Raw genomic sequence first — 23,319 nt, forward strand, 5'->3', positions numbered from 1 at the left:
TTTTTTGGTAAGCACTCTTATAATGAGTGCCCACACAGATTGTCTTGTTGCAAATTGTTAAAGAACGTATGGTGCAAACTCGTCGAAACAAAAAACGTGAACGTAGTGAACACTGATTTTTGAGGCGACGTTTGCGCAAGGTGACTGTCATAACATGACGTCGGTTGCGACAAACTTGGTTTTCACCTTTGCTTGATTTGGCCTAAGCCTCTCTCAAGCGGGACGCGAATTCTACACGCCCCTTGGATGTTGTCAACCATTTTATGCTGTTTATTTGAAACTTTTTTCAAATCACCAACCGGCTGCATCCCGCTTCACACTTGCTTTACAGCAATGTCACAAAATGCTCATCTGAGCTTTTTGTGAATGAGTGTTCTTGTAAGAACTCCCTGAAGCGAGCGCGCATTCTACAGATCCAAAATTAAACGTCAAGCATTTATCAAATTTGATGGCAAAAAAATCATAAAAGTAGGCTAATGAGAAATTACCGTATATATAGAACTGTCCTGTTAATTTACACTTTGTTTATAAGGTATCCTTGGTTTCGCTTATTGATGATTGTAAATAAATTATAAATCGCATTCCTGACAGTGGGCATTCATGGCATTATCAAAAAGAGAGACCCAGTAAAGCTTTCATGCCAGCCCCGCACCTATTCTTTTTCGGTAAATATTATTCACCTAAGTAAAAAGCCATTATAGTTTTCTATATTGTGCAACATGCTTGATTAAAAAATACTCGTAAAACTGTCACATTTTTTAACAATTTATGTGTGCATGAATCATGGAAAATATTTTTTACTATAAATATCAATTAGATAAGTTAAAGGAACGCTTTTTGCAGAAGCAGACCGTTAAGTCTGAAGAAACGATAAATAAATAATAGTTTGCAGACTAAAATGGCGTTATAGTCGGTCAACCAAGCCAAAGAAGCTTGAGGACGTATTCTAAACGTCGGCAGTATTATCCTGCTTCATAATTATAATTATATATATATCAACAAAGGAAAATTCTATGTTACGCAAACAGCTAACAGTGCTCGGAACCGGGTGCTTTTTGGCGATGTCTGTGCATAGTGCTTTGGCATTATCCAATCCAGACCGTAGTCTACTCACGTTAGACTCATCGAGCCCTCAAACCGTAAGCTCCAGAACGTCTTACATTGTGCAACTTCGCGGCACCCCCGCAGCAGTGCAGCATAATAACAGTATTGCACCGAAAGCCGGTGGTGTGCTAACAAACGTTAAGTACAACCCTAATTCTCCACAATCCTTGGCGCATCGTCAGGAACTAGCAAATCAACAAAACCGAGTTATGGCCAGTGTTGGTGTAAATGAAGCAACTTATACCTATGAGCATTCGTTTAACGGTTTTTCTGCTACCTTAACGACAGCCCAAGTAAATAAATTAAAAAATGATCCAGACGTACTAAATGTGTGGCCAAATAAGCTATTGCAGCTAGATACAGCAAACACGCCTGCGTTTTTAGGGCTGACCTCACCTGGTGGCCTGCATGATTTAGGCACTAAAGGTGAAGACGTCATTATTGGTATCGTTGATTCGGGTGTATGGCCTGAAAACCCTAGTTTGGTTGACGACGCACCTGGTAATGAATTTGCTCCCATAGCTGCTACTCGCCCCGATTGGGTAGGTGAATGTGTTACCGGAACTGACCCTGATTTTGGCTGTAATAATAAGTTAATTGGTGCGCGTTACTATAACGCCGGTTTTGGACCTGAACGCATATTGCCTGGAGAATTTGATTCACCTCGGGACGCTGACGGCCATGGAACCCATACCATGACGACCGCAGGGGGTAATGAAAACACCGAAGCTACCCTACAAGGCGTTCCTGTAGGTACGGTTTCTGGTATGGCACCTCGCGCCCGTGTTGCTGCCTATAAGGTTTGTTGGAATGGCAGCACACCTGGCAATAGTGGCTGTGCTACCGCTGACTCTGTAGCGGCGATTGATGATGCAACTGCAGATGGTGTGGATGTTATCAACTTCTCAATCAGTGGCAGCCGTACAGCGCAAACAGACCCGGTTCATGTTGCTTTCTTTAACGCTGCACGTGGCGGTGTTTATAGTTCACTTTCAGCAGGTAACTCTGGCCCGGGTGCACAAACTGTTGCACACAATGTGCCTTGGGTAACTACGGTTGGTGCTTCAACTTATAATGGTGATGCAGCCTTAGTGGGTAACGAACTGGAAGTGTCTTATGATGCAGTTTCTCAAGATCCAATCTTCTCAGTGGTTGGCGGCGACGGCATTCCTGCTGAAGGATTGACTGGTGAACTAGCACCAACTTTGCCAGCTAATGCATGTTCTGCGTTAACAAACCCAGGTGATTTGGCTGGTAAAGTTGCGTTGATTGCTCGTGGTCAGTGTAATTTTACTGACAAGCAAGACCAAGCGCTAGCCGCTGGAGCAGTTGGCGTAGTGATGTACACCGATAATCGCACACCTACAACACTACCTGGCGGGTATCCATTCGCAAGCGTAATGATTGAAAACAGCGTAGGTCTAGATCTAGTTAATGAAATCCAGAACAATGGTGTGACAGTAAGTATCGACTTAACTGACACCTTAGTTGCAAAAGGCTTCCCACAACCGGGCAACCAAATGGCTGGCTTCTCGTCACGCGGTGAAAGTCAGGCAACAGGTGATGTGATCAAACCTGATATCACCGCACCTGGTGTGACCATACTTGCTGGTACCTCTGCAGACCAAATCGATGGTGGCGAAGGTGAAAACTATGGCTTCCTAAGTGGTACTTCTATGTCTTCTCCACACATTGCAGGTATTGCTGCACTAGTGAGAGAGACACACCCAACATGGACACCATCAGCGGTTAAATCTGCAATTATGACCACCGCAAGACAAGATGTAACCAAAGAAGACGGCGCCACACCTGCTGACCCGTTTGATTTTGGTGCCGGTCATGTTGTACCAAACTCTGCGGTTGCGCCAGGTATTGTTTACGATGCGAACGAACTTGACTACTGGGCATACCTATGTGGTCAGGGTGAAGCTGCATTTACTGAAGCAACTTCAGGAAATAGCTGTTCTGACTTTGAAGACGCTGGCTACCCAACGGATGCAAGCGATTTAAACATTGCTTCTATTGCGATTGCTGAGTTGTCTGCAGCGCAAACTGTCAGACGTTACGTGACAAATGTCACAGGCAACCCTGCGGCAAACTTTACCGCTAGTGTTGAAGCACCAGCAGGTGTCGACGTAGCAGTAAGCGTATTTGACTTTGGGTCTGGTAGTTTTGTTAACAGCGACACTATGGCCTTCAATGCAGGCGGCCTGGGTGTTTATGAGCTAACCTTTACGCCTAACGAGACGGCAGTTCTTGATGCGTGGGAATTTGGCAGCGTGACCTGGTCTGATGGTGTACACAGTGCACGCAGTCCTATCGCGATGAAGCCGGTATTACCGCCTCGTATCATTGCGCCAGAGGCTGTTGATCTGGTAGTCAATGGTTCTGCTGGACGTCTAACCTTGCCTGTAGAGATTGCTTACAATGGTCGTTTCTTCACTCAAGCCATTGGCCTGGATGCACCTGCTCAGCAGTTTGCACTTGTTGGTCAAGATCCAGACAGTAACTTCTCATTCAACGAAGCTGGATTAGGTTTCTACTTTGTGAATGTACCTGCAGGAACGCGCATTGCTAAGTTTGGTTTGTCTGGTGCGGATCAAGCAGAAGGCGTTGACCTGGACTTGTATGTGTATGCTTGTCCTAACTTCCAATGTTCACAAGTAGGCACTAGCCTAAATGGTGGTTCTGAAGAGTCAGTGTTGTTAGTCGACCCTCAACCTCTTGCTAACCTGGGTAACCGTGACATCTACGTAGTATTTGTTCACGGATATGACTTGGATGGTCAGGAGTCTGTTGTTGCGCCATTGAACGTATGGACAGTTGACGAGTCTCGTTCGACTAATATGTCGGCACGCGCTTCATCTCTTGCTGTTGACGGACGCACTAACCGTGTCTACGTCGGCATGCGTGGATTGCAAAGCGGTGGAGACTATGTTGGCGGTATCATCTACAAAGATGAAAACGGCGACGAAAACGGCATGACTGTGATGGAAGTTAAAGCACAGTAATTCGTTTAATATCCTTAAAAGCCCGCTTAGTGCGGGCTTTTTTATACCTTATGATATCCAAAATTCCGTTTAGACCTTTCAAGTCTTACATTAAGGGATGCAATGCAATCAATATTTGGTCGTGCTTAGCTTGGTTATCACCTCGCTTTCAAATTGTGAGATGTTGACCAATTAGTGAACGAAAGAAGACTTACAAACATGCCCCAGGCCTTTACAGCATTCGACGTAGTTCAAAGCTTTTGTAGATGGTTTCACAAGTTTACTAGACTAAATTGTCAAAGGGTGCACCTGCATTTTTACATTCAGCTATTGGGATAGATAAGCCGATAACCCCTTTTGCTCCGAAACAAAAGATCAATTAGTTTGTAGATACAGTGGTAAATGCTAACTTTTTGATGCTACCGCAATCGTTCTGGGAAAAGGTGGTGACAGGTTGTCCGTAAGACAAACTTGTGCCAAAACCCCATTAGCCGCTAATTTACAGGTAAATTTTGCACCATTAAAACCCCTTAACGACACTTTTTGCTCAGTTAACAATCAATCAGCAATTACATACCAAAAAAGGGTTGACGACCTATTCATGGATGAGCATAATACGCGCCACTCCAAAGCGGAGTGCCCAAAAATACGTGGCTACGTAGCTCAGCTGGTTAGAGCACATCACTCATAATGATGGGGTCGCAGGTTCGAGTCCCGCCGTAGCCACCAATTCTTGCGAAATCAAGAATTACTGCGGAAGTGGTGGAATTGGTAGACACGCTGGATTTAGGTTCCAGTGCTTCACGGCGTGAGAGTTCAAGTCTCTCCTTCCGCACCATTTTTGTTGGGGTATAGCCAAGCGGTAAGGCAGCGGGTTTTGATCCCGCCATTCGTTGGTTCAAATCCAGCTACCCCAGCCATTTTTTTGTAGCAAGTGTTGCTGCACTTGCTGCCCTTTGGGGTATAGCCAAGCGGTAAGGCAGCGGGTTTTGATCCCGCCATTCGTTGGTTCAAATCCAGCTACCCCAGCCATATTGAAGCCCGAGACTCGTCTCGGGCTTTTTATTCCTGAGACACTTTAATCCTCCCTTTACATGCTTAATGCTTCCCTGCAAACTGTATCGATAAATCAACCCCTTAATGGATGTCCGAGTGATACATGATGTTGTAAGTTTTATTAATGACCTGCTGTGGAACAGAGGTCTGAGTGTATTTTGGGAAGACAAAAACAATCCTGATACCATTTACCTGCCCATTTTAGCTGTGATGTTGGTTGTGGCGGGTTTTTGGTTTACCTACCGGCTCGGTTTTTTACAATTCCGTCATTTTGGCCACATGTTCTCGATCATGAAAGGTAGCACTCAAAGTACCAAGTCGGGTATCAGCTCGTTTCAAGCGTTGTGTACCAGCCTTTCTGCACGGGTAGGAACGGGTAATCTTGCTGGTGTAGCCGTGGCAATCTCACTGGGTGGTTCAGGCGCTATTTTTTGGATGTGGGTCATCGCCCTGCTTGGCATGGCCACAGGCTTTGCCGAAAGTGTGTTGGGCCAATTGTATAAAGTACGTGACGTAAACGGTGAATTTAGAGGTGGCCCGGCTTATTACATTCAACAAGGTATTAATAAGCGCTGGTTAGCAATTCTGTTTTCCCTGTGTTTGTTTATGGGGTACGGCTTCATATTCAGTGCTGTACAAGCCAATACTATCACTGACGCACTAAATCATGCTTACCAAATCCCTACCCATTACTCTGGATTGGTTATTATCGTGATGGCAGCGCTAATTGTGGTGGGGGGCTTAAGAGCCATTGCCCGCTTTGCCGAGTGGATAGTGCCCTTTATGGCAGTCACTTATGTCTCAGTGGCGTTGATCATTACGTTGATAAACATCGATTTGGTCCCGGCCATGTTGTACGACATTATTACCTCGGCGTTTGGTTTGCAAGAAGCCGGTGCCGGCGCCTTGGGTGCAGCGATTAAAAACGGTATTCAACGTGGGCTATATTCCAACGAAGCCGGCTCAGGAAGTGTACCTCATGCTGCCGCCAGTGCTGCGCCCCACCCCAACCATCCAGTCTCACAAGGCTATGTGCAAATGCTAGGGGTGTTTATCGACACTATGATCCTGTGTACTTGTACCGCAGTGGTGATTTTGTTGGCGGGAGGTTCAAGCGGCGAGCAAATGGAAGGTATCCGCCTAACACAAACGGCAATGAGTTCGCACTTGGGTGATTATGGTGGCGATTTTGTTGCAGCAGCCATCAGTTTGTTTGCGTTTACCTCGGTTGTTGCTAACTATGCTTACGGCGAAAGTAACCTTCATATGTTTAAGCTCGACAATAAAATGGGTCGTGCCATTTATACCTTGGGGTATCTTGCGATGATTTATTGGGGCTCTAGCGCTTCTCTACCGAAAGTGTGGGCAATGGCTGATATGGCACTTGGCCTAATGACGGTAATCAACATCATCGCCATTGTGATAATGACGCCAACCATAGTGTCAATAAGCCAAGACTATTTCAAAAAACACAAAGCAGGTAAGTTACCGGAATATCAAACGGGCGATTGTGAGATCCAGGGAACCACTGAGAAAGGTATTTGGGACAACGAAAAAAACCAGTCATAATCCATCAGTCTTGAGCCTGGTAAATGCCAGGCTCACAGTTTGTGCTATTCCAACCCCATAGCAAATTTCATTACCTGATGTTTAAGCGGTCCAGCTTTATCGGCCAACGCTAACCCTGCGTTTCTTAGCAGCTTTAATGGCGCAAAGTCATTGCTAAACATCGCGTATATCACGTCCATGGTGCTCATCATCAACAGGTTTTGCTTGCGGCGATTAGCTTCATACTCCGCTAAGCGGTGAATCAAATCTGACCGACATTTATTCCAGCTTTGCAGCGCGTCGAGTAAAGCTGATACGTCTTTAAATCCTAAGTTGACACCCTGCCCCGCCAACGGATTAATGGTGTGAGCCGCGTCACCCACTAAAACCGCGTTGCCTTTTACATATTGGTTTGCGTGCATTCGGGTTAGCGGAAAACTTGCCTTGGCCAGCACAGAAAAATCACCTAACTGCGCGGGAAATGCCTCGACAATCTCGGCCTTAAGCTTGTCATGATTGAGTTTTTTTAGTTGAGCGATGCGCGCTGCACTGTCGTACCAAACCAATGAGGCAAAGCCATTGTAAAGCGGTAAAAATGCTCGGGGGCCAGAGGGATGAAACGCCTGCCAGGTGATATCTTGTTGGCTGTGGTCGGCCATTTCGATGTTAATGCCCATGGCATGCTGTTGATATTGCCAGCCTTGCTGTCCTATGTTTAACCATTGCCTGACGTTAGACATTCCACCATCTGCACCGACGAGTAGTGTGCAGGATAATATTTGATGATTATCGATTGTAACCGTGCAAGAGGATTCAGATTGTTGCAAACGCTCTGGCCGCCCATGGATCAAGTCAATATTGGGGTACGCAGCAAATTGATTAAGTAAGGCCAATTGTATAAGTCGGTTTTCGACAATGTGGCCTAAATGGCTGTGTTGAATATCATCACAATTGAACTGTGTTCGTGCGTTTGCGGCTTCCCACACTGCCATACGTTTAAATGGGCACATTCTCATTGTTTGCAGGTCTTGCCAGGCACCGAGAGTTTCTAATAGCTGTTCAGAATGATGATTAATAGCAGATGCACGCAAATCAGGGCCCTGTTCAGGCGCGTATGACTCGGGAATTTGCGCTTCTAGCACAGCAACACTTAAACCCATTTTGGCTAAGCCTATTGCTGTCGCAGCCCCTACCATGCCGCCCCCCACCACACACACATCATAATTTTTCAATTAACAGCCCTCTTGATCGGTTCGCTTCAATTTTTGTTGTTTGTAACTCGTTGTGGACACAATAGTGAACAGGCTAGAGGTATTTTAGCCTCAAAGCAGGCTAAAGACCCACTGATTCTTTCCATCAGATCTGGTGCTACGTAGTAAAAAGCGTTAAAATCCGCGGTTCGATTGAAGGTCCCTGCGCGATTTACATTGCGCTGTCATTATACGTTATTAGGGTTAGAACAGGCCATATGAGCAAGAAGTTATACATTAAAACCTGGGGTTGTCAGATGAACGAGTACGATTCGGAAAAAATGGCCGATCTGCTCGACTCAACACATGGTTATCAGTTGGCGGATGAAGCGGAAGACGCAGATGTCATTCTTCTCAACACCTGTTCAATTCGAGAAAAGGCACAAGAAAAAGTGTTTCATCAGCTAGGCCGTTGGAAAAACCTCAAAAAAGACAACCCCGAACTTATTATTGGGGTCGGTGGTTGTGTTGCCTCGCAAGAAGGCGATGTAATACGTCAACGTGCACCATTTGTGGATATGATTTTTGGGCCGCAAACTCTGCACCGTTTGCCTGAAATGATTAATCAAATTAAGGATGGTAAAAAAGCGGTGGTAGATGTCAGTTTTCCGGAAATTGAAAAGTTTGACCGCTTGCCCGAACCGCGAGCCGATGGACCAACCGCCTTTGTGTCAATTATGGAAGGGTGCTCTAAATACTGTAGTTTCTGCGTAGTCCCTTATACTCGTGGTGAAGAAGTTAGTCGCCCGGTTGACGACGTACTCTTGGAAGTTGCACAACTGGCTGAACAAGGAGTCCGTGAAGTCAATTTACTTGGCCAGAACGTTAACGCATTTAGAGGTCCGCATTTTGACGGCAGCATCTGTACCTTTGCAGAACTACTTGAAATGGTCGCATCCATCGACGGCATCGATCGCATTCGATACACCACATCTCACCCTGTTGAATTTACAGACGATTTGATCGACGCCTATGCGACTATTCCAGAGTTAGTTGATCATTTGCATTTACCCGTTCAAAGTGGCTCAGATCGCATTCTTAACCTAATGAAGCGAGGTCATACAGCCATAGAATTCAAATCCAAAATTCGTCGCTTGAAAAAAGTGCGTCCTGATTTGTGTATGTCTTCTGATTTCATCATCGGTTTTCCCGGTGAAACTGACGACGATTTTGAAGCAACGATGAATCTTATCCAGGCAATAGACTTCGATTTGAGTTTTAGCTTTATATACAGCGCTCGCCCAGGAACACCAGCAGCAGATTTGCCAGATGACGTCACTGAGCAGACGAAAAAACAGCGATTGCAGTTGCTGCAAAATCGCATTAACCAGCAAGCATTGCGTATCGCACGTAATATGCTCAATACCGAACAACGCATCCTTGTCGAAGGACCTTCGAAGAAGAATCCAATGGAGCTTTCGGGTCGTACTGAAAACAATCGAGTCGTCAATTTTGAAGGAACACCTGACATGATTGGCGAGTTTATCGATGTCAGGATCACCGACGTGTTTGCCAATTCCCTTCGGGGTGACGTGGTAAGGCGTGAGAAAGACATGGGATTGAGGGTTAACGTTGCACCGCAAAGCATCCTGGCAAAACAGAATAATGCGACGAACGAGTTGGGTGTGACGCAATTCGTCCCCACATCAGTCAATTAGTCATAGATAAAAAAGGTAACTGTATATTTTGAGTACCCTGGTTAGTAACGAAGTTTTATTAGAGCCCTCCGACAATCGACGCTTGTCGAGCCTATGCGGTCCACTGGACGATAATATTAAGCAAATTGAACGTCGTTTAGGGGTAGAAATTAGCTACCGTAACAACGAGTTTAAAATCCTTGGTGATGCCTCGCAAACTAATGGCGTGGCAGAGTTACTTAAGTTGTTATACATCGAAACACAACCTGTACGGGGAAAAATTCCAGAACTTGAACCTGAGCAAGTTCACCTTGCTATTCAAGAAGCCAAGTGTCTAGAGCGCGCCGAGGCTGGACATTACGGCAAAGAAGTACACATTAAAACCCGCCGTGGCGTGATCAAACCGCGTAACCCAAACCAAAGTCAGTACGTAGCCAATATTCTTAATCACGATATTAGCTTTGGTGTTGGCCCAGCAGGTACAGGTAAAACCTATTTGGCCGTTGCTTGTGCGGTGGATGCGCTGGAGCGTCAGGAAATTCGCCGTATCTTATTGACCCGCCCAGCGGTAGAAGCAGGCGAAAAATTAGGTTTCCTGCCAGGTGATTTGTCTCAGAAGGTTGATCCTTATTTGCGCCCCTTGTACGACGCCTTGTTTGAAATGTTGGGTTTTGAAAAGGTTGAAAAGCTGATTGAGCGCAATGTTATCGAGGTTGCGCCGCTGGCCTACATGCGCGGTCGAACTCTTAATGACGCCTTTATTATTCTGGATGAAAGCCAAAATACTACCGTAGAGCAAATGAAAATGTTCCTGACTCGTATTGGCTTTAATTCACGGGCGGTGATTACCGGTGATATCACCCAAATAGACTTGCCTCGTGGCGTTCGCTCTGGACTGCGTCACACTATTGAGGTGCTCAAAGATGTTCAGGATATATCGTTTAACTTTTTTAATGCTAACGATGTGGTCCGCCATCCTGTTGTGGCTCGTATAGTGCAAGCGTATGAAGAGTATGAATCAGAACAAGAAGCGATAAAAAAACAGGCACAGGAAGCTGCCAAGAAAGACAATTCGGTTGCTCAACACGATGAGAAAAAATCTAAGTGAATAACATTGTCGACCTTCAAGTTGCAGTAAAGGGAAAAGACCTGCCAGAATTGGATAGGGTGAGTAAATGGGTCGATACCGTACTGTCGAACCAAGAGCTCGATGAACAGGAGCTTACCGTGCGTATTGTGAGTTCCGAAGAAAGTCAGTCTCTGAATCACCAATACCGACAAAAAGACAAACCCACCAATGTATTGTCATTCCCATTTGAAGCACCACCGGGTATTGAAATAAACTTGTTGGGGGATCTAGTGATCTGTGCGGACATAGTAGAAAGAGAAGCCAATGAACAAAACAAAGCAGTTTTCGACCATTGGGCGCACCTTGTGGTGCATGGAACCCTCCATCTACTGGGGTTTGATCACGAAAACGAACAAGAAGCGCAACAAATGGAACAACTCGAGGTCGAACTGTTAGCAAAATTAGGCATTGACGACCCGTACAAAGATCATTAAAACTAGTTACCCAAGGAACCGAAAATAAACATTATGAGCGAAGACAACCCGCACTCTAGTAGCGGTTCTTCAAGCAAAGGCTGGATAGAAAAAATCGTCCAGACTTTCAACGGAGAACCGAAAAGTAAAGAAGCATTGGTCGAGATAATCACTGATGCCGAGCAACGCGAAGTAATAGACCCTCAAACCAGAGAGATGATCGAAGGTGTGATGGGTGTTAACGAAATGCGTGTTCGAGATATTATGATCCCACGGGCTCAGATGATGACCATCAACGTCGATGAATCAGTAGAAGAATTTCTGCCTGTGATGCTCGAATCTGCTCACTCCCGATTCCCAGTGATCAACGAAGACAAAGACCACATCGAAGGGATCTTACTCGCCAAAGATCTTTTGGCTTACGCCTTTATTCCTGGCAAAGAATTCCATTTAAAAGACGTATTGCGACCAGCGGTTATCGTTCCGGAAAGTAAACGCGTTGACGCCTTGCTTAAAGAATTTCGCCAGCAGCGTTATCACATGGCCATAGTTGTTGACGAATACGGTGGTGTTTCGGGTTTGGTCACCATTGAAGATATTCTGGAGCTCATTGTCGGCGAAATCGAAGACGAGCACGATATAGATGAAAGTGACTCTGAAGACATTCGTCCGCTCAATACCTACACCTATTCGGTTAAAGCGCTGACGCCATTAGAAGATTTCAACGAATTTTTTGAAACTCAATACAGTGAAGAACAGGCCGATACGATCGGTGGTATTGTGCTCAAAGCCTTTGGCCATATGCCTATGACTGAAGACGAAATAGAAATTGATGGTTTGCAATTTAAAATTACCAATTCTGACAAACGTCGTTTACTCCAACTTAAGGTGACGATACCTAACAAGGAAGAGTAAGCTCTGAATACTTTGCTCCATTACCTGGTTACTCTCATTCTGGGCGCGTTGCTCACCTTAGCGTATGCGCCCTTCTCGCTTTGGTTTATCACGCCTATATTGCTTGCCGGGTTCATGTATGCCTTACTCAAGGCAGAATCCCCATTCAAAACAGGGTTTGTGTTTGGCATGGGATGGTTTGGTACAGGAATCTCCTGGGTTCACGTGAGTATTGCAGAGTTCGGTGGCCTACCACTTGTTGGCTCGTTAGGACTAATGGTGATTTTGTGCGCCTATCTTGCGCTGTTTCCCGCCACATTTGCTTGTGTACTGAAGCGATTTGTTCACCAACCCTCCTGGCTATTCGCCGCGCCACTTATATGGTTTGTTATTGAAAACATTCGCAGTTGGTTGCTGACAGGTTTCCCATGGTTGTCAGTGGGTTACAGCCAAATTGATGGCCCGTTATCAGGCTGGATCCCTGTGATTGGCGAAACTGGGCTCAGTGTATTGTTGTTGGGTATCGCGACATCGATTGCGATTGGTTTTCAGCAAAAACGATTCGCGCCCCCTGCTGTAGTATTGATAGTTAGCTTGGTATCGGGTTGGGCGCTTAATCATGTGCAATGGAGTCAGCCGACACAACGCGGTGCGTCGATTGCCATGGTGCAAGGTAACATTAAACAAGAAATGCGTTGGGCACCTGAGCAGGAAGGCCCGACTATGCAAAAATATTTGGATATGACCGACGCGCATTGGAACAATACATTGGTTATTTGGCCAGAAGCCGCCGTTCCGCAGTTGGAATCTATTGCTGAAAATTACCTGTTGGCATTGGACCAAAAAGCTGTTGAAACTGACACAGGCCTCATTACTGGTATTGTTAATTATCATATTGACAGGCGCGAAGCTTACAATCACTTATTAGGTTTGGGTAAGTACCAAACCGCAGACTCGTTAAGCCAATACCATTACATGCACAGCAATAGGTACAATAAACATCATTTGTTGCCCATCGGTGAGTTTATTCCTTTTGAGCAATGGCTTCGCAAGTTAGCGCCGATTTTCGACTTGCCAATGTCGTCGTTTACACGTGGGAATTATTTGCAACCAAACTTACAATCAAATGGATTTCTGCTTGCCCCTGCCATATGTTTTGAAATTGCCTTCCCACGGCAAATAGCTGCAAATTTGAATGATAAAACCGACTATATTATCACCGTTAGCAACGATGCATGGTTTGGCGCATCCCATGGCCCTGATCAGCATTTGGAGATTGCTCAGGTGAGAGCTAAAGAGTTTGGCCTTCCAGTATTGCGGGCTACCAACAATGGAATTACAGCGTTTATTGATCATGAGGGCCAGATAGTTAGCCGCCTTCCGCAATTTGAAGCAGGCGTGTTAAGTGCTCAAATAGCCACGACAGAAGGTTATACCCCTTACAGAACCTTAGGCGATGCACCACTTTGGTTGCTCACTTTGATTGGTTTGGGACAAGTATTACTGCGCAGAAAACCACGTTAATCCTTTGCAAATGCTTGATGAGGTTTTAAGCTAACCCCCTCATCATTATTTGGATAAGTTTAATGAAAGTCTTACTTCTACTGGTTTCCCTTTGCCTTTTTACATTTAACGCATATTCTGAAACCCGCTACATAAGCGCTGACTACCTGGTTGACGTCACAAACGGCAAACTCATTGAATCTCCCGTAGTTGTGGTGATCGATGGCAAAATAGGCCAAGTTTCCCGACAGGATAAAATTGAAATCCCTGCAGACGCACAACATCTTGAGCTGAATGGGCATACCTTGGTTCCGGGTTTAATGGATATGCATGTGCATCTCACCAGTAATGCCAACCTGCATGGTTATAAGCGCTTGGCATCATCGGTTCCACGTACAGCTTTGTATGGTGTTACAAGCGCGAAAGCTACGTTAATGGCTGGTTTTACAACAGTAAGAAACGTCGGTGCGCCGGGCTATGCTGATGTGGCGTTGCGTGATGCGATCAATGATGGTGACATTATCGGCCCAAGAATGTTTGTTGCTGGTCCTTCGTTGGGCATTACCGGTGGTCATTGTGATAACAACTTGTTGCCCTCTGAGTATAAAGCTAAAGGACAAGGCGTTGCCGATGGCCCTTGGCAAGTGCGCGCAAAGGTTAGAGAAAACATCAAATTTGGCGCGGATGTTATTAAATTCTGCGCCACAGGTGGCGTGCTGTCTAAAGGCACTAAAGTTGGCGCTCAGCAGTATTCTCAAGAAGAAATGAATGCCATCGTAGAAGAAGCCAAACTTCGTGGTTTAGTCACAGCAGCACATGCCCACGGCACTGATGGGATTAAAGCGGCAATTAAAGCCGGCGTGACATCCGTTGAGCACGCAAGCTTTTTGGATAAAGAAGCGATCAAATTAGCTAAAAAATATGGCACTTATTTCTCAATGGATATTTACACCACCGAGTACATTTTGGGCGAAGGTGAAAAAGCCGGTATTTTGCAAGAAAGTCTGGATAAAGAGCGGGTTGTGGGCGCACGTCAACGAGAAAGCTTCACTCAAGCGGTAAAAGCAGGTGTAAAGATGGTCTTTGGGTCAGACGCTGGAGTTTACCCTCATGGTGACAATCCCAAGCAGTTATCGCGCATGGTGCGATTTGGTATGACAGAAATGCAGGCACTTCAGGCTGCAACCATTAATCCTGCGACCATGCTTAAAAAATCAGACGAATTAGGCAGTATTGACGTGGGTAAAGTCGCAGATATTATTGCGGTAAAAGGCAACCCTTTAGACGACATCTCAGTCATGGAAGACGTGCAATTTATTATGAAGGACGGTGTAATTTACAAACAATAAATACATCTGGCGGCGTAAGCCGCCTTGAGCGTGCTTTTACGCGCTAGTGTTTTAACGCTTCAACCAGAAAGTCTATTAACGCTCGCACTCTTGATGTTAAGTGCCTGCTTTGTGGGTAGATGGCATACAACGAAAAACCAGGCACTTCCATGTCTTCAAATAGTATCTCCACTTTGTTCGCAGCCAAAAAAGGTTCAACCGTGTAAATGGGGCATCTGCCAATGCCTTCTCCAGCCACAACCATAGAGGCCACGGCTCTTGGAGAGTTTGCGCTAAAATTTCCCGACACCGGTATAGATTCGATTTTGCCCTGAATATCAAATTGCCAGTGGTTTGGGTCAATTGACGACTTCTGGATTAAGCAATTGTGCGTAGAGAGCGCGTGAGGGTCTTTTAAGCGCGAAAAACGAGACAGGTATTGGTGCGACGCAAAAACAACCATACGCATTTCCGTGAGTTTTTTAGCAACTAAATTGGAATCATTTAACTTGCCAAAGCGAAAGGCTAAATCAATTCCCTCTTCGACGATAGCTACACGCTGATCTGACAGGTTCAAGTCTATTTCCACTTCAGGATGCAGCGCAATAAACGGCTGTATCAAGTTAATCAATTCGCTGCTACCGAAGCCCGTGGGGGCAGCTATCCGTATCGGTCCACTTAAGGTTTTTTGTCTATCATGAATATCATTTTCTAGTTCATCTAACTGTTCCAAAATGGGAATGCAACGTTTTAGATAAGCAGCCCCAGTGTCAGTCAAAGAAACGTTTCGAGTGGTACGATTAAACAATTGTGCACCTAATTTGTCCTCTAATTGGGCGATATATTTGCTTGCCAGTTTTGTACTGAGTCCAGCCAATATTGCCCCTTGTGTAAACGAGTTTTTAGACGCAACAGCAACAAAGGTTTTCATTCCGTCAATAGTATCCACGGTCACTCCTCGATAAGTTTGAGCCAATTATGAACATAATGTTCATAGTAATTCAATAATTGAGCATATTATCTTTATCTCTGTCTTGATCTAACCTTCTCCATGTCAAAAAAACACGACTGAATAAATTAACAACCCACCAACAGGAAAAATAAAATGCACAATCAAATTAAAATTTATGGCTTCCCACTTTCAGGTCATTCACATCGCGTAGAGTTATTTGCAAACATTGCCGGCCTTAACCATCAGATGATCATTGTAGATTTAGCCGCAGGTGAGCATAAACAAGCAGAATTTTTATCTCTTAACCCAGTGGGACAAGTGCCGGTAATGGTTGATGGCGACATCGTCATATCTGATTCTAATGCGATCCTGGTTTACCTAGCTCGCAAGTACGCACCCTCATTTTTGCCAAATGACCCTGTGTTGGAAGCCAGAGTTCAAAAGTTTTTAACCCTTGCGGCGGGTGAAATTGCCTTTGGTCCTGCAGCTGCGCGATTAATTACGGTGTTTAATGCCCAACTTGATGTCGGTTATACCCATGATGTTGCAGCCAGAGTGCTTAGAAAGCTGGAAACCCATATGGCAGGTAAAACATTCTTAGTTGATGAACAGCCAACAATCGCAGACATCGCCATTTACAGCTATGTGGCACATGCTCCAGAGGGAAATATTTCTTTAGATGAATACCCGAATGTGCGCCGTCTGTTAAGCAATATCGAATCGTTGGAAGGTTTTGTGTCTATGCCCGAAACAAAAGTAGGGCTACGCGCTTAGTTGGCAGTAACTTGCATATAAACAACAGGTTAAGTGGAATTGTCTAGCTGACAATTCCCTTCTAAATATCCGTAGTTAAATGATGAATGTGAGCAGGAACATGGTTGAAAATGATCAAAAAGATTCGCCTTTTCACGAAGGTGAACTCAGTATACAAAGCCGCGAAGGTAAACGTGAATTCGTCGCCAGTTATGCCAACAAGGTCATCAGAGACTTTATGCCCGAGCAACATCGTGACTTTTATCAGCAGTTGCCCTTTGCTGTTTTTGGTAGTGTCGATGAACAAGGTTTTCCGTGGGCATCGATAATGCCTGGACTGCCCGGATTTATCGGATCACCGAATGCCAACACCTTAACTTTACCAAGCAAGGCCTTACCTGGTGATCCGCTAAATTCCGCTTTATCTCGGCCCGGAGCGGCGATTGGAATGTTAGGCATTGAACTGGCTACGCGTCGCAGAAATCGAGTCAACATGCGTGTAGAGAGCGTCGTGAAAGGCCGTGTGAATTTGAGAGTAGATCAGTCTTTTGGCAATTGTCCGCAATACATTCAATCACGTGACATAGAATTTTCTCGTTCGCCTGAGGAGTTTTCCAATTTTCCACCTCCCTCTGAATTCTCCAAATTTGATCAACAAAGCATTCAACTTATCGACAATGCAGATACTTTTTTTGTCGCGAGCTTTATTCAGGCAAATGAACGCCCTGATATCGAAGGCGTAGACGTTTCCCATCGGGGTGGAATGCCTGGTTTCGTGAAAAGGGATCACAATGTGTTAACCATCCCTGATTATTCCGGAAACAACCACTTCAATACGTTAGGCAATTTTTTGCTTAATCCTAAAGCTGGGATAGTTTTTCCAGATTTCAACTCAGGTGATCTGCTAATGCTGACTGGAGAAGTTGAAATACTTTGGAATGATCATCCCCAAGTCATTGCGTTTGAGGGCGCGCAAAGAGCATGGCGATTTAAATTGAGCAAAGGCATTTGGTTGAAAGATGCTTTGCCTTTTACAACCTCGTTCAATTCCTATTCTCCCAGCACAACGCCAACGGATACCTGGCAAAAGGTAGAGGCTAGACAAGCAGCGTCTAATGAAACGAGACAGTGGCAGTCTATGAAGCTTGAGCGCATCACGCAAGAAAGTGTAGATATTAAGTCGTTCTATTTTAAACATGCTAAAAACAAACCACTTTTATCCTTCAAACCTGGTCAACACCTGACAATCAAAGTCCCTGTGCCTTCTTCTAAAGCGCCCGTGATCAGACATTACACACTTTCTTCGGCACCATCTGATGAGATGTATCGCATCTCCATAAAACAGGAACAAAATGGCGAAGTGTCTAACTATATGCACGAGCATGCAAAAGTGGGTGATCTATTTGATGTAAAGTTTCCCAGCGGTTCTTTTTATATGGATGCAAATGCCCGCCATCCCGCCGTTTTATTAGCGGCTGGCGTGGGAATAACGCCGATGATTTCGATGGCACGTCATGTATTAAACGAAGGAAATAAAACAGGTTACGTTAGGCAATTGAACTTATTTCATGTCAATAAAACCTGGGAACAAACACCGTTTAAGCACGAACTTGAATCAATAATGGAACACTCTCAAGGAGAAATTCGGTATTTTCCTTTTACTAGCCAGGGAGCCGCTACCGACAGTAAGTCACGAATGCCGCCTCCGTCAGGAAGAATGACATTAGATCTGATTAAAGCAAATCTTGGATTTGACAAATACGATTTCTATCTTTGCGGTCCGGCAGCGTTTATGCAAAGCCTATACGAGCAACTCATAGACTATGGCGTTCAAGATGAACGGATCTTCGCGGAGGCATTTGGACCTTCTCGTATTAAACGTAAAGCCTTTAAAGAGAATTTAACAAGTGAAGAGCCTTTAGCTGAAGCAGATAGTGCGATCGTCACATTTAAACAATCCAAACGTGTACACAAATGGAAAGCCAAAGATCCAACCCTGCTCGAAGTAGCGGAACAGCAAGGACTAGCTCCCGAATATAGTTGCCGCATGGGCTCTTGCGGAAGCTGTGCGGTTAAGTTGCATTCTGGCTCTGTGACATATCGACAAACAATTAGTACAGATATTCGCCCCGGTGAAGCCTTGCTTTGTTGTGCCGTCCCCGCTGCTGGCAGCGACAAGATCGTCATTGACTTGTAATTAGTGTGACAAAAAAGCGAGCCACTTTTGAGCGCCTAAATTTTCCTCAAATAGGAGTAATAACTTATGAATACTAAGCCCCCTGTACCACCATTTGATCAACAAAGTGCGAAATTGAAAGTGCGCCTTGCCGAAGACGGTTGGAATTCCCGAAACCCAGAAAAGGTTTCAAAAGCCTATACATTAGACACAAAATGGCGAAATAGGATCCAATTCGTCAACAATCGTCAGCAGGCAAAGGCGTTTTTGCAACAAAAGTGGGAAAAGGAGCACCAATACAGATTGATAAAGGAGCTATGGGCGCATACCGATAACCGGATCGCCGTGCGTTACGCCTACGAATGGCATGATGATGACGGGAACTGGTATCGTTCTTACGGAAATGAAAATTGGGAATTTGATGAAAACGGTTTGATGAAAAATCGGCATGCATCAATTAATGACTTGCCTATCAACAAAAAAGACCGCAAGTTTTTTTGGCCTCTTGGATCCCGTCCAGAAGATCACCCTAGCCTATCTGATCTAGGTATGTAGATTGCGACTGAACATTGCTAAAAGGTTACAGAAAAATTGGTCATTTGCTTTGTGCGGCGCTAAAGCGTTCTAAATTCTTTTTCGCCGTACCTTGCACTTTGTTGCGTATTAACGGTGTCCACCCTAAGCATAATCCGACGGGCCCTAGTGCCATCTGGCTCCACTTCCAAAAATCGAAATCGTCTGTGTGTCGAATAATTAACCCATCTTTAAACTCAAAGCTTGCATGAATTTTATTGTGCACTCGTCGTCCAGTAGCAGAAAAGTCGTAACGGGCTTCCCAATATGCCTTACCTGTTTTATCGTCTGCTTCGATATCACCATAGGTCAGTTTGAAATTTTTAGCCTGACTGCATAGCATTTTCCACATATCACCGGGTTCGTTTCCGCGTAAGTGCGTGAAAACAGGATCGCTGAACTGAACCATAGGATGATAACACGCGGCCATTTGCTCGCCATCGAGTTCTTTAAAACTGGCGTAAAAACGTTCCAAAAGCTGCTGATGAGGATGCATACTTAATCCTTTATAGTGACGGTTCTAGTGCAAGTTAACACGAAATCGTGCTTTTGGGCGAATAATTGCCCACGCTTTGACCGCGTTAAAATATCTATCTTCCCAGTTAACATTGAACTGTGGCTGCTTAAAGTGCCTCCCTACTCCAACAAAAAAGTATGCTCCGACCAACACGCACTTAAACCAATATGTTCGATGCTACCTTAACCGCACCCAAAGATTGAAAATCAGCGCAATCATCAAAACACTGAATTTTTGTAAAACAGGAGGGAATATATGTGCAAATTACAAATTAATCCTATACGAATTTTTGGAATTTGCTAACATCACGATTGCCAGTATTACTTATTTTTTTCAAAAGGTTGGACAATGCCAAAAAACACCAATGGCTTTACACTGATTGAGCTAATCATTGTTATTGTGATATTAGGGATCCTATCAGTTGTTGCGGCCCCAAGATTTCTGGATCTTAGTACCGATGCGCGAATCGCATCATTAGAATCTCTTGAAGGCAGCATGCGCACTGCCACTGAATTGGTCAATATCAAAGCCAGAATAGAAGATAAAACCGACTGTTCAACTGATCCAACCGTACAAGCTGTCGGCGCAACCATAACCTTGCGTTGTGGTTACCCATGCCCTCACCCAAGTGGCATAGCCAATGCCGTTGTTGCCGAAGAACCTTTTAATTGGGTTGGCGGTAACTGTGCGGGTCAATTAGGGGCAATTGAAGTGCAAATCAGTGATGCGCCGGATCCAAGCAATTGCAAGATCCGTTACACCTCTGCACGTTCTACCCAAGAGCCACAAATTACGCCAACAACTAGTGGTTGTTGATCCACTAGGTGTGAGCATTTTTTATCCACATTCTATTTGATTAATTAATACATGAAGACGCTGTGCTCTGATTAAATATTTAGCCGCAATCAACAAAAAATTACTTTAACCTGGTCATACCCATTAATACTGCGATTGCGCCGCCAACCATTCCTATCCAAGCTTCAATCGGGGTGTCTCCGCTAAAAGCTCGAGTAACTTGAGAGCTTGCTGAATCGTAAACATTGTAGCCCCATACAGCGCACGCGACACCGACAATAATCAATGCGATCCCAATAATTTTTCTATTCATTTTTACTCCTGATAAGTCTTAGTATCTAACTTCTTTAATAATATCAAATACATCTCTTCGAGCTAACCGGCAGTGATATGATCACAACGGAGATCCATAAGCGACAGCCCGTGATGTTTAACACATAATTGATCATCCGGATTGCATTATCAATTGGACAACAACATCTGGCTCTAACGGCTCGCCGGGTGTATACCTTCGTAAAGCTTAAGAAATCGTTATCTGTGAATTTTGCTATCTAAAATGTTTCATGGCTGAGCCAATATTGCCATAAACTCGTTTACTTTAGCCTGCGGGAAACGACTCAAAACATGGTAGGTTTCGGCCGAGATATTGGCTTTATGTGTTTTTAGAAAGCTTTCAATACCAGCCTCTGATTTACTTGCTTGTTGCTGATAATGTTTCCATATCTCGAAGGCGTCGGTATTGGATAACTGCTGCCGATACTCAGTCTCTAGCACTTGCCATATAAGGCTACCGCATTGGTACAGAATCGGATAGTAACCATCATTCAACCATTCATTAACTGAACGGTTGTTGGTGTCTTGAATACAAGAGCTGATCTGATGTTTCAATTTCCTTTTAGCAAAGCCCTGTGCAGCGTCACCAAATTCATTCAACGCTAAAAAAGCCATGTATTCTGCTGCCCCTTCGTGGATCCAGTGATTTTCATTGCCGTCAATGTTAGCGGCTTCACCCTGATAAAGGTGTGCAACTTCATGCGCGAAGAACCACAGGATTTCACCCTCTCGAATATTCTTGATAGATTTTTCCCCATACCAATGCATAAAAATCTGATTGGGCAAGGTACCGCCTTGATGCCCAGTTTCATTATCGGGACGATCCTTATGGGAGGCAAATAACATTGGCTTGTCGTCCAAAGGTGAAAGTCTGTCAGCAAAATAAGCCATCATCTTGGGAAGTTGAGTTTGCAATGATGACTTAAGCGAATCCGGCAACCCTGGGTCGATAACCGCATAAACATTTTCGCTTTCTAAAATAGGCAAAGCCCCAACGTATATCTTTTGCCCGCTATTAGAATCTACCCAAAGCGCTTCTTTATTCCACAGTTCACCATTTGCCACTATTTTTTCGTTTTCACTTGCCCTTACCTTTATCAGGAAATGATTGTCTTCCTCGTTACATTGATTGGCACAAACAAAAAAACGGCCCGAATGAAACAACATACTACCGTCAGAAAAAGGGGAAAACGGGGAATAGTCTTTAGGCAGGTTGATATAGGTTGGCGTTAGTTCAAAACTTGCTTGGGTAAACGACGTTGAATTAGTGCTAGTAATTATTTCCACATCGTTTTTTAATATGATCTCAAGGTTTTTACTCATCGGTGTCCAGCGAGTGATCCTTGACGCGTCGGGAGAGCGCATAAAGACAAGTCTGTCGACTGGATATTCGCTTAGATAGGTAACCCGCCATTGGTTCTCAGCGATTTTTTCAATGACAGTCGTTACTTTGTTTTGCTCTGCATTTGCCAGAGTCAAATTGACTAAGAACAAGAGCCCCATCAACACCGTCAATCGTTGTTTTTTATTCATTCCTTTTTTGCGCTCTTGTTAATTTTTAATTAGTAAAGATTTGTTTTACATGAACTTTTAGGTGCACTCAAGCACACAGTCACATCTTTGCGAGGAATTTACATTGTAGATTCAAAATGAGATTAGAGTCTTGCGCTTATGAGCTTGAGTCTTTGCAAGCAAGAGAGAGAATTGCTTAGGTCATTGGCGCCTCATGGGAACAAGGCGCCACTTCGCGTTTTAGATATACTCTACTTCAGAGATTTCGAATTCGACAGTGCCTGCGGGTGTCTGAATATTCACCACATCATCAACTTCTTTACCGATGAGTCCACGGGCGATAGGAGAGTTAACGGATATCATATTGTTTTTGATATCAGCTTCGTCATCACCTACGATTCGGTATGTTGTTTCTTCATCTGACTCAATATTTAGGATGGTTACCGTTGCGCCAAATATCACTTTGCCATTGTTGGTCATTTTGGTGACATCAATGATTTGTGCATTAGACAATTTGCCTTCAATATCCTGAATTCGGCCTTCGCAAAAGCTTTGTTGTTCACGGGCCGCATGATACTCGGCATTTTCCTTTAAATCGCCATGTTCACGGGCTTCGGCGATTGACTGAATGATTTGCGGGCGCTTGACAGATTTAAGTTCGTTTAGCTCTTCGCGCAGCATTTCTGCGCCTTTAGCTGTCATAGGATATTGATTCATGTATGTTTGGCTCACTGTAATTGCTATTGCATCGAATTAAAATTCGATGGTTTATTATTTTAGTATTCTTTACGTTTTGCGCAGAGCAAAATGCGAAAGTGCGCAATGAATGCGCACTTTATACTTGGTTACTCGTTGT

At 44.5% G+C, this 23,319-nt stretch carries 18 protein-coding genes and 4 tRNA genes; 16 read left to right on the forward strand and 6 right to left on the reverse strand.

Annotated elements, in window-relative coordinates; genetic code table 11:
* The first annotated feature begins 1,013 nt into the window (after positions 1-1,013).
* The 6 genes from FM019_RS20325 (at position 1,014) to FM019_RS20350 (ending at position 6,719) form a co-directional block, all read left to right on the forward strand.
* A complete protein-coding gene (locus FM019_RS20325; protein ID WP_143837938.1) occupies positions 1,014-4,115 on the forward strand; it encodes a S8 family serine peptidase in 3,102 nt (1,033 codons plus the stop codon).
* A gap of 631 nt (positions 4,116-4,746) precedes the next feature.
* Positions 4,747-4,823, forward strand: a tRNA-Met gene (locus FM019_RS20330).
* A gap of 24 nt (positions 4,824-4,847) precedes the next feature.
* A tRNA-Leu gene (locus FM019_RS20335) sits at positions 4,848-4,932 on the forward strand.
* A gap of 7 nt (positions 4,933-4,939) precedes the next feature.
* Positions 4,940-5,014 (forward strand) — tRNA-Gln (locus FM019_RS20340).
* Positions 5,015-5,051: 37 nt separating this feature from the next.
* Positions 5,052-5,126: transfer RNA gene (locus FM019_RS20345), tRNA-Gln, on the forward strand.
* 120 nt (positions 5,127-5,246) lie between these two features.
* Positions 5,247-6,719: an alanine/glycine:cation symporter family protein gene (locus FM019_RS20350; protein ID WP_143837939.1), complete on the forward strand. Its 1,473-nt coding sequence runs from the start codon at positions 5,247-5,249 to the stop codon at positions 6,717-6,719.
* Positions 6,720-6,763: 44 nt separating this feature from the next.
* Here the strand turns inward: FM019_RS20350 and FM019_RS20355 are convergent, their stop codons facing one another.
* A complete protein-coding gene (locus FM019_RS20355; RefSeq protein ID WP_143837940.1) occupies positions 6,764-7,930 on the reverse strand; it encodes an FAD-dependent oxidoreductase in 1,167 nt (388 codons plus the stop codon).
* 236 nt (positions 7,931-8,166) lie between these two features.
* On the opposite strand from FM019_RS20355, the gene miaB reads away from it, so the two are divergent.
* The 6 genes from miaB to FM019_RS20385 all read left to right on the forward strand — a co-directional run bounded on the left by miaB (position 8,167) and on the right by FM019_RS20385 (position 14,873).
* Positions 8,167-9,606, forward strand: coding sequence for a tRNA (N6-isopentenyl adenosine(37)-C2)-methylthiotransferase MiaB (miaB, locus tag FM019_RS20360; RefSeq protein WP_143837941.1), 1,440 nt, complete (start codon positions 8,167-8,169; stop codon positions 9,604-9,606).
* A 28-nt stretch (positions 9,607-9,634) separates the two neighbouring features.
* Positions 9,635-10,693: a PhoH family protein gene (locus FM019_RS20365; RefSeq protein ID WP_143837942.1), complete on the forward strand. Its 1,059-nt coding sequence runs from the start codon at positions 9,635-9,637 to the stop codon at positions 10,691-10,693.
* Positions 10,690-11,148, forward strand: coding sequence for an rRNA maturation RNase YbeY (ybeY, locus tag FM019_RS20370; RefSeq protein ID WP_143837943.1), 459 nt, complete (start codon positions 10,690-10,692; stop codon positions 11,146-11,148). Before FM019_RS20365 ends, ybeY begins: the two co-directional genes overlap by 4 nt.
* A 33-nt stretch (positions 11,149-11,181) precedes the next feature.
* Positions 11,182-12,042, forward strand: coding sequence for a CNNM family magnesium/cobalt transport protein CorC (corC, locus tag FM019_RS20375; protein WP_143837944.1), 861 nt, complete (start codon positions 11,182-11,184; stop codon positions 12,040-12,042).
* Between the two features lie 12 nt (positions 12,043-12,054).
* Entirely contained in the window at positions 12,055-13,545 is a 1,491-nt protein-coding gene (gene lnt / locus FM019_RS20380) for an apolipoprotein N-acyltransferase (RefSeq protein WP_143837945.1), read from the forward strand.
* A gap of 62 nt (positions 13,546-13,607) precedes the next feature.
* Positions 13,608-14,873 carry a metal-dependent hydrolase family protein gene (locus tag FM019_RS20385; protein WP_143837946.1) on the forward strand — a complete coding sequence of 422 codons (1,266 nt, stop codon included), beginning with the start codon at positions 13,608-13,610 and terminating at the stop codon, positions 14,871-14,873.
* Positions 14,874-14,916: 43 nt separating this feature from the next.
* On the opposite strand, the gene FM019_RS20390 is transcribed toward FM019_RS20385, so the two are convergent.
* Complete coding sequence (locus FM019_RS20390; RefSeq protein ID WP_143837947.1) at positions 14,917-15,801, reverse strand: LysR family transcriptional regulator; 885 nt, start codon at positions 15,799-15,801, stop codon at positions 14,917-14,919.
* A 156-nt stretch (positions 15,802-15,957) separates the two neighbouring features.
* Here FM019_RS20390 and FM019_RS20395 point away from each other — a divergent pair, with 156 nt between their 5' ends.
* The 3 genes from FM019_RS20395 to FM019_RS20405 all read left to right on the forward strand — a co-directional run bounded on the left by FM019_RS20395 (position 15,958) and on the right by FM019_RS20405 (position 19,288).
* Entirely contained in the window at positions 15,958-16,578 is a 621-nt protein-coding gene (locus tag FM019_RS20395) for a glutathione S-transferase family protein (protein ID WP_143837948.1), read from the forward strand.
* 100 nt (positions 16,579-16,678) lie between these two features.
* A complete protein-coding gene (locus tag FM019_RS20400) occupies positions 16,679-18,754 on the forward strand; it encodes a pyridoxamine 5'-phosphate oxidase family protein (RefSeq protein ID WP_143837949.1) in 2,076 nt (691 codons plus the stop codon).
* Positions 18,755-18,820: 66 nt separating this feature from the next.
* The gene (locus tag FM019_RS20405; RefSeq protein ID WP_143837950.1) at positions 18,821-19,288 is read left to right on the forward strand and encodes a DUF1348 family protein; all 468 of its coding nucleotides are present in this window, start codon (positions 18,821-18,823) and stop codon (positions 19,286-19,288) included.
* 40 nt (positions 19,289-19,328) lie between these two features.
* Here the strand turns inward: FM019_RS20405 and FM019_RS20410 are convergent, their stop codons facing one another.
* On the reverse strand, positions 19,329-19,802 hold the full coding sequence (locus FM019_RS20410; RefSeq protein ID WP_143837951.1) for a nuclear transport factor 2 family protein: 474 nt from the start codon (positions 19,800-19,802) through the stop codon (positions 19,329-19,331).
* A gap of 369 nt (positions 19,803-20,171) precedes the next feature.
* On the opposite strand from FM019_RS20410, the gene FM019_RS21105 reads away from it, so the two are divergent.
* Positions 20,172-20,639 carry a prepilin-type N-terminal cleavage/methylation domain-containing protein gene (locus tag FM019_RS21105; protein WP_143837952.1) on the forward strand — a complete coding sequence of 156 codons (468 nt, stop codon included), beginning with the start codon at positions 20,172-20,174 and terminating at the stop codon, positions 20,637-20,639.
* 100 nt (positions 20,640-20,739) lie between these two features.
* Here FM019_RS21105 and FM019_RS20420 read toward each other — a convergent pair whose 3' ends face one another.
* The 3 genes from FM019_RS20420 to greA all read right to left on the reverse strand — a co-directional run bounded on the left by FM019_RS20420 (position 20,740) and on the right by greA (position 23,180).
* The gene (locus FM019_RS20420; RefSeq protein WP_143837953.1) at positions 20,740-20,931 is read right to left on the reverse strand and encodes a DUF3185 family protein; all 192 of its coding nucleotides are present in this window, start codon (positions 20,929-20,931) and stop codon (positions 20,740-20,742) included.
* Positions 20,932-21,179: 248 nt separating this feature from the next.
* Entirely contained in the window at positions 21,180-22,484 is a 1,305-nt protein-coding gene (locus FM019_RS20425) for a M1 family metallopeptidase (RefSeq protein WP_143837954.1), read from the reverse strand.
* 219 nt (positions 22,485-22,703) lie between these two features.
* The gene (greA, locus tag FM019_RS20430) at positions 22,704-23,180 is read right to left on the reverse strand and encodes a transcription elongation factor GreA (RefSeq protein ID WP_143837955.1); all 477 of its coding nucleotides are present in this window, start codon (positions 23,178-23,180) and stop codon (positions 22,704-22,706) included.
* Positions 23,181-23,319: the final 139 nt, after the last annotated feature.

It is taken from the genome of Aliiglaciecola sp. M165 (assembly GCF_007197995.1).
In the GTDB taxonomy this organism is placed as follows: Bacteria; Pseudomonadota; Gammaproteobacteria; order Enterobacterales; family Alteromonadaceae; genus Aliiglaciecola.

Coding starts and splice junctions, on each gene's coding strand:
- FM019_RS20325 (WP_143837938.1), top strand. CDS start 1,014: ATGTTACGCAAACAGCTAACAGTGCTCGGAACCGGGTGCTTTTTGGCG.
- miaB (WP_143837941.1), top strand. CDS start 8,167: ATGAGCAAGAAGTTATACATTAAAACCTGGGGTTGTCAGATGAACGAG.
- corC (WP_143837944.1), top strand. CDS start 11,182: ATGAGCGAAGACAACCCGCACTCTAGTAGCGGTTCTTCAAGCAAAGGC.
- FM019_RS20385 (WP_143837946.1), top strand. CDS start 13,608: ATGAAAGTCTTACTTCTACTGGTTTCCCTTTGCCTTTTTACATTTAAC.
- FM019_RS20395 (WP_143837948.1), top strand. CDS start 15,958: ATGCACAATCAAATTAAAATTTATGGCTTCCCACTTTCAGGTCATTCA.
- FM019_RS20400 (WP_143837949.1), top strand. CDS start 16,679: ATGGTTGAAAATGATCAAAAAGATTCGCCTTTTCACGAAGGTGAACTC.
- FM019_RS20405 (WP_143837950.1), top strand. CDS start 18,821: ATGAATACTAAGCCCCCTGTACCACCATTTGATCAACAAAGTGCGAAA.
- FM019_RS20410 (WP_143837951.1), bottom strand. CDS start 19,802: ATGCATCCTCATCAGCAGCTTTTGGAACGTTTTTACGCCAGTTTTAAA.
- FM019_RS21105 (WP_143837952.1), top strand. CDS start 20,172: ATGCCAAAAAACACCAATGGCTTTACACTGATTGAGCTAATCATTGTT.
- FM019_RS20420 (WP_143837953.1), bottom strand. CDS start 20,931: ATGAATAGAAAAATTATTGGGATCGCATTGATTATTGTCGGTGTCGCG.
- FM019_RS20425 (WP_143837954.1), bottom strand. CDS start 22,484: ATGAATAAAAAACAACGATTGACGGTGTTGATGGGGCTCTTGTTCTTA.
- greA (WP_143837955.1), bottom strand. CDS start 23,180: ATGAATCAATATCCTATGACAGCTAAAGGCGCAGAAATGCTGCGCGAA.